5 protein-coding genes are annotated in these 6,711 nt (G+C 65.5%); 1 reads left to right on the top strand and 4 read right to left on the bottom strand.

The window, feature by feature from the left end; all coding sequences use genetic code 11:
- Positions 1-94: 94 nt before the first annotated feature.
- Together BGI01S_RS04200 and BGI01S_RS29255 are read right to left on the bottom strand one after the other, a co-directional pair.
- Positions 95-2,404 carry a putative bifunctional diguanylate cyclase/phosphodiesterase gene (locus BGI01S_RS04200; RefSeq protein WP_042322525.1) on the bottom strand — a complete coding sequence of 770 codons (2,310 nt, stop codon included), beginning with the start codon at positions 2,402-2,404 and terminating at the stop codon, positions 95-97.
- A 327-nt stretch (positions 2,405-2,731) separates the two neighbouring features.
- Positions 2,732-3,580, bottom strand: coding sequence for an SH3 domain-containing protein (locus BGI01S_RS29255; protein ID WP_084585256.1), 849 nt, complete (start codon positions 3,578-3,580; stop codon positions 2,732-2,734).
- Between the two features lie 319 nt (positions 3,581-3,899).
- Between BGI01S_RS29255 and BGI01S_RS04195 the strand changes: the two genes are divergently transcribed.
- A complete protein-coding gene (locus BGI01S_RS04195; protein ID WP_042322522.1) occupies positions 3,900-4,499 on the top strand; it encodes a lysozyme inhibitor LprI family protein in 600 nt (199 codons plus the stop codon).
- 162 nt (positions 4,500-4,661) lie between these two features.
- On the opposite strand, the gene BGI01S_RS04190 is transcribed toward BGI01S_RS04195, so the two are convergent.
- On the bottom strand, positions 4,662-5,204 hold the full coding sequence (locus BGI01S_RS04190; protein ID WP_232624343.1) for a nucleoside deaminase: 543 nt from the start codon (positions 5,202-5,204) through the stop codon (positions 4,662-4,664).
- 44 nt (positions 5,205-5,248) lie between these two features.
- Complete coding sequence (locus BGI01S_RS04185) at positions 5,249-6,403, bottom strand: BMP family ABC transporter substrate-binding protein (protein ID WP_042322520.1); 1,155 nt, start codon at positions 6,401-6,403, stop codon at positions 5,249-5,251.
- Between the last annotated feature and the right edge of the window lie 308 nt (positions 6,404-6,711).

Here is a 6,711-nt window from a genome sequence, read left to right as displayed (position 1 = left end):
TTTGGCAATCTGAACAATCGGATCGGCAGAGGCGGCGGCGCGCCGCTAAAACCGCCTCGGCAGCAGGCAACGCACCTCGCCGCCTTCGCCGCGCTCAAGACTCGCCGGCGAGGCTCAACTGCGCGTCGCACAGGCTGCGCGCATATGCGCTCGCGCCGACCGGCCGGCTGTACAGATAACCCTGCTGCTTGTCGCAATCGATCGCGCGCAGGAAAGCCGCCTGCTCGACGGTCTCCACGCCTTCCGCAGTGACGTTCATGCCGAGCGAATGCGCCATAGCCACTACCGCCTGGGTGATCGCAATCGAATCGCGATGATCCGGCAAGCCCGCGACGAACGAACGGTCGATCTTCAGGTTGTGCAGCGGGAAGCGCTTCAGATACGACAGCGACGAATAGCCGGTGCCGAAGTCGTCGACGGACACGCGCACGCCCATCGCGTTCAGTGCGCTCAGCATCGGCAGCACGGTGTCGCTGTCGCTCATCAGCAGCCGTTCGGTGATCTCCAGTTCGAGCGCCGCCGGTTCGAGCCCGGACTCCGCGAGGCAGCCCTGGATGCGCTCCAGCAGCCCGTCGTTGAATTGCCGCGGCGACAGGTTCACCGCGACGATCAGATCCGGCGCCAGCGTGCGCCGCCATTGCGCGACCTGCTCGCAGGCGCGCGCCAGCACCCAGCCGCCGATCTCGACGATCAGCCCCGCGTCTTCGGCCACCGGAATGAACTCGGCCGGCGACACGTTGCCCAGCTCGGTGTTGTGCCAGCGCAAAAGCGCCTCCGCGCCGATCGTGCGGCCGTCCTGGCTATCGACGATCGGCTGGTACACGAGGCTCAGCTCGTCGGCGGCGAGCGCGCGCCGCAGCGACTGCTCGATCGTGAAGCGGCGTTGCAGATGCTGGTTCAGTTCGGCGGTAAAGAACTGGAAGTTGTTGCGGCCACGCTGTTTCGCGTGATACATCGCCGAGTCGGCATTGCGCATCAGCGTCGCGACGTCCCGGCCATCTTCCGGAAACAGGCTGATGCCGATCGACGCGCCCAGGTAGTACTCGTTGCCCGCCACCGCGAACGGCACCGCGATCATGTCGAGGATGCGGCGCGCGAGTCCGATCAGATGCCCGGTGTTCTCATACGCGCTGATCACGATCACGAACTCGTCGCCGCCCACGCGCGCGAGCGTGTCGCCGCGTCCGACGCACGCCGACAGCCGCTCCGCGACGCTGCATAGCAGGCTGTCGCCGGCCTCGTGACCGGCGGTGTCGTTGACCTTCTTGAAGCCGTCGAGATCGACGAACAGCACGGCGACGCTCGCCGGTTCGCCGCCCGCATGGGTCGCGGCCGGCTCGAACAGATCGCGCATCCGCTCGGTGAGATAGGCGCGGTTGTACAGGCCCGTGAGCGAGTCGCGCGTGGCGAGGAATTTGAGCTGGCGTTGCGCCTCGCGCACCGGGCCGATGTCGGTGAACGAGATCAGCACCGAACCCGGTTCGCTGTCGCCGGGCCGGAAGATCGGTACGACGTTCTCCGTGATCCACACGACGTCGCCACCGACCAGTTCCACGCCGATCGTCACGCCGAGGATCGGCCTGCCGGTCGCGAGCACCCGCGTGGTCGGGCGCTCGGCATCGGTGACGGCCGAGCCGTCCTCGTGATACGCGCGCATCATCACGGTCTGAATGCTGCGGCCGACGATCTGCGGGGTCGTGCGCAGCATGCGTTGCGCGCTCGGATTGCAGGCCAGCACAACGCCCGTGCGCGACTGCACGACGATGCCCTCGCTCAGATGATCGACCACCAGCCGGTGATGCTCTTCGCTATGCGCGAGACGCTGCGCCATCACGTCCTGATGAACCGCGAGACCAACGCTGCCGCCGATGTCGCGCAGGATCGCTTCCTCTTCGGGGCTCGGTCGGCGCGTCGTGCGGTAATACACGGCGAACGCGCCCAGCACCATGCCGGCATCGTTTTCGAACGGCACGGACCAGCACGCGCGCAAGCCGAGCGGCAGCGCGAGCTGCCGGTAGTCCGCCCACAGCGGATCGTTTTCGATATCTTCGACGATGACGAGTCGCCGCTCGTAAATCGCGGTGCCGCACGAGCCGACGCGCGGCCCGATCGCGATGCCGTCGACCGTCGCGCTGAAATGCGGCGGCAGCGATGGCGCCCCGCCGACCCTCATGTGCACGCCGTCGGCGTCGAGCAGCATGATCGAACAGGACGCGCCTTCGCCGAGCAGCGCTTCCGCGCGGCGGCATACCTCGTCGAGCAGTTCCGGAAGCGGCGCATTGCGGGTAATCAGCCGCAACACGCTACGCTCGGACGCCAACACCTCTTCGGCCAGATCCGGCCGGTAACGGGTGCCCTCCGGCGCTGCTCCCAGCGTGTCATCTGATGTCGCTTCGCAAGTCATATATGCGCCCCCCAACCCAACATCGGCAAACTAGTGTACGCGGCGCACCGGGGTTTACGCGAAGCCGGTGCGGAATATTCTTCGTACATAGCGGGCGGAGGGGTGGGATTGTTTTGGGCTCGGGGGTGGGATGCAGGGTCGAGGGGGAATCGGGCGGAAGCGTTGGGGATGGATGGGCCGGATCGCGGGCGTTGGCGCGAGCTGTTGCGTTCGCAATAGCGCCAACCTGGCGGCTTACGAGATGCCGCTCGTTTGAGGTGCAAACCCGCGCCGGGGCCGCGCTGGTGTGAGCGAGTGACCTCGGCGGGTTGAGCGGCTTCAGCCTTTTCAGTTGTTGTTACCTCCGGGCGGATGGCCTCCGCCGCCACCGCCGCCACCGCCACCTCCTTGCGGAGGACGATTGCCACCACCGTGTGACTCGCCGCTTGGCGGACGCCCGCCTGCGCCGCCTTGCTGGCCGCCGCCCGGCGGCCGTCCACCTGCATTACCCGGCGACTGACCTCCCGGTGGCCGCGTCCCTGCGTTCCCCGGCTGCTGCTGACCACCCGGTGGCCGTCCACCCGCATTACCCGGCGACTGACCTCCCGGTGGCCGTGTCCCTGCGTTCCCCGGCTGCTGCTGACCACCCGGTGGCCGTCCACCACCCGTATGCCCCGGCGGCGGACCTCCCGGTGGCCGCCCCCCCGCGTGCCCCGGCGGCGGGCCGCCCGGATGCCCCGGCTGATGGCCGCCCGGCGGCCGGCCGGCCCCGGGTCGAGGCGGTGGCGGCGGCGCATGATGCGACCAGCGCGATTGCTGGTTGTACCAGGGCCGGCCGCGATAATAGTTGCCCCAGTAATCGGCGATCGAAAAACCCAGGATCGGCAGGCCGAGCACGGTGCCGTAGTTCATCAACGGCACATTGCCGCCCTGATAGGGCGAACTGAGCCGCGACGCATACACCCAGCCGCGCAGATTCGGCGCCGCGACGTCGCACCATTGATAGTTGCTGAGACAGCCCATCACCGTCACCGGGACGCCGCCCGGCAACTGCGCGACGATCGGGTAATCGGATGCGGGACCCGCCCGCACATTGACCGTGCTGCTCGTGAAGGCCTGCGACTGCGCGTCGGCCGCGCCGGGCAGCGCCAGCAAACCCGCCGCCATGTAAAGACATCGGACCAGGTGTTGTTTCATTCTTTCTCCCGTTTCAAGGGCCGCTAATAGCTGCCGGCCAGCCTGTATGCCCAACACCGCAACAGGTTTATAAGCGATGCGCGGCGCGGCTCGTCCCGTCTCGCCGCATCGCGCGTTCGCGCATGGCGCGTTTGCACGGCGCGTGCCTGAGCCGCCAGTTCGAGCTAGTGCGCGGTGCTAGCGCCGCTCCCCCACAGAAACGCGCGAGGCAATATCTGGTAACGACTTGCCCGAAGTCCCGCTTTTTTCGGGCGTCTGCGATGAGCTCGCCCGGTCGATCATCCGGTGCATGAAAAATCCATGCACCGCCGGGACCTCCATGAAAGTCTTCCGCCCATTTCTGCTCGCCGGTCTGATGCTCGCGCATCCGGCCGCTCACGCCACCAGCTTCGACTGCCATCGCGGACGCTCGCTCACCGAGCAGATAATCTGCAACGACGCAGCGCTCTCGAAGCTCGACGACACGCTGGGCCAACTGTACTGGAAAGCGCGGCGGCGAGTCGTCAGGCGTCGCGCGTTTCTCGACGACAGCGACAGAAAGTGGGTATGGCGAGAAGCGAATTGCCACGACGCAGCGTGTCTGCAGACGTGGTACGCGACGCGTATCGGGGAATTGCAGCGGTTGATCGACAGCATGCACACGGGGACGCCGCTGGACCCTTCGCCCGCATCGCCGGCTCCGGCCGGATCGGGCGACCGGAGCGAACCGTCGACGGTGCTCGCGCATGCGGCGCGAACGGGGACAAACGCGCTCCTTCAATGCACGGCCGCGAATCCCGGCCCGGTGGTGAACGAGCAGTGTGCGAGCGTGATCAGGCGGACGAGCAACCAGTGGAACTACAAGCTGCACGGCAGCGACTGGTTCTGCGGCGTTGCCATGGTGGAGTCATCGCAAACGCAGGCAGACACTGCGCAATGAGGAGATGGGTTGCAGATACAGGCCAATTAACCAACGAGAGTCGGGCGTACAGGCATGCAGGCTTGCGGATGCCTGTATGCCCGCCTCCTTGCTCCGCGTGAACTATTCACACAGCGGCTGCCGTCGCAAACAGACCCGGCAGCCGCAAACAAAAAACTTCCGCTACCGCCCGCTCCAGAAGCGGTGCTGAACCTCCATCACTTCCGCTTCGATATCGGCGACCGGCCCAATCACCTCGACCGGCTTCTGGCAGTGATCGAACACATAGCGGCAATCGACGCTCATGGTCGGATTCTCCGCATGATCGCCGGTCGCCTCCAGCAGGCGCTTCTCGGTCATGCCGAACACCACCCGGCCGATGTTCGCCCAATACATCGTGCCGGCGCACATGCAGCAAGGCTCGACCGACGTGTACAACGTGCAACTCCACAGATACTCCGGCGTGAAGTTCAACGCCGCCACGCGCGCCAGCACCGATTCGGCGTGATTCACCGTATCGACGTTGCCCTGTTCCATCAGCACGGTTTCCTGGTCCGGCCCAACCAGTACCGCGCCGAACGGATGATGTCCCAGCAGCGTCGCCCGCTCGGCGACCCGGCTCGAATGCCGCAGATGCCGCACGATCTGCTCGTGCGTCGGCGTCAACCCCTGCGGCGGATAGTTCGCCGCCATCGTGGCGGCCTCGTTCGGGACGGTCAGACTCACAGGCAATCTCCTCCATTTAATCGTTAGGCAACCGAATCAATCGATCACTTCGGCAGCGTACCGTCCACACCCTGCACGAACCAGTTCAGGCGCAACAGTTCCGCGTCGCTCAGCGATTTGCCGGCGGCGACTTTCACCGCGCCGGCCTGATCCGTGATCGGGCCCGCGAACGGATCGAATTTGCCGGAGATGATGTCGTCGCGCTTCTGGCTCAGCGCCTTTTGCGCAACTGGCGACACCGCATTCGTATTGATGTCGGCGAGATCGATCGCGTGCTCTTTCAGGCCCCACCAGACCGGCGCGTTGGTCCACCTGTTCGCCATCACCTGGTCGACCAGATGCGTGTAATACACGCCCCAGTTGCTCACGCACGCGCCGAGTTGCGCGTTCGGTCCGAACTTCTTCATGTTGGAGTCCCAACCGAACGCATGCACCTTCTTCTGTTCGGCGGTCTGCATCGTCGCGGTCGAATCGGTGTTCTGGATCAGCACGTCGGCGCCCTGGCCGATCAGCGTCTCGGCGGCCTGCTTCTCGCGGCCCGGATCGAACCAGCTATTGATCCACACCACCTTCACGCGCGCGTTCGGGTTGACCGAGCGCGCGCCCATCGTGAACGCGTTGATGTTGCGCACCACTTCGGGCACCGGCACCGAACCGACGAAGCCGAGCGTATTCGATTTGGTCGTATAGCCCGCAACCAGTCCTGCCAGATAGGCGCTCTGATAAGTGCGCACGTCGTAGGTCGCGAAGTTGCCCGCCTTCTTGAAGCCGGTTGCGTGCTCGAACACGGTGTCGGGGAAATCCTTCGCGACTTTCAGCTCGAAATCCTGGAAGCCGAAGCTCGAACCCACCACGATCCGGTTGCCCTTCGCCGCGAGATCGCGAAACACACGCTCCGAATCCGCCGACTCCGGCACGTTCTCGACGCGCGTCACCTTGACCTTGTCGCCGAACTTCGCCTCGACTTCTTTCACGCCCTGCTCGTGCGCATAGGTCCAGCCAGCGTCGCCCGGATTGCCGAGATAGACGAACGCGACGCCGACCGGCTGGGTGGTCGCCGCCACCGCCAGCCCGGCGCCGAATACGAGGGCCGCGGCGACGGTTGCGCCGGCGCATGCGCCGCACGCGGCGCCCAGCACGTTACGGATGGCCTGGATGCGCAAGGAAGGGTTCAGCGCTCGCGCCAGCTTTGTTTTCATGGATTCTCCGAAGATGGTTTGACCGTGCCTGTCACAGCGCCCGGACCGCCCGGGCAAGGCTCCAGCATAGGGGGCCATATTCGAAGGCCAATTTCAGCGGAAAAATTTTTATTCGTTATCCCGCCCATAACGGAACCCGTATTGTGGTGGTCCGATGGACGGCGTCCGGGTCGCCGGCTACCGGCGCCACGACCCGCCGGCGGACATGTTCGATCTTTTCGAACGAGTCCATCGGGAAAGTGGCACGGCAAGCATCCCGATCGGGCGCACTATCCCAATCACCAACCCGCAACACTCTTTCGGAGAAA

The organism is Paraburkholderia ginsengisoli NBRC 100965, from assembly GCF_000739735.1.
Taxonomy (GTDB): domain Bacteria; phylum Pseudomonadota; class Gammaproteobacteria; order Burkholderiales; family Burkholderiaceae; genus Paraburkholderia; species Paraburkholderia ginsengisoli.
The sequence above is the reverse complement of the archived record's forward strand: the minus strand, read 5'-3'. Positions and strand labels throughout refer to the sequence as shown.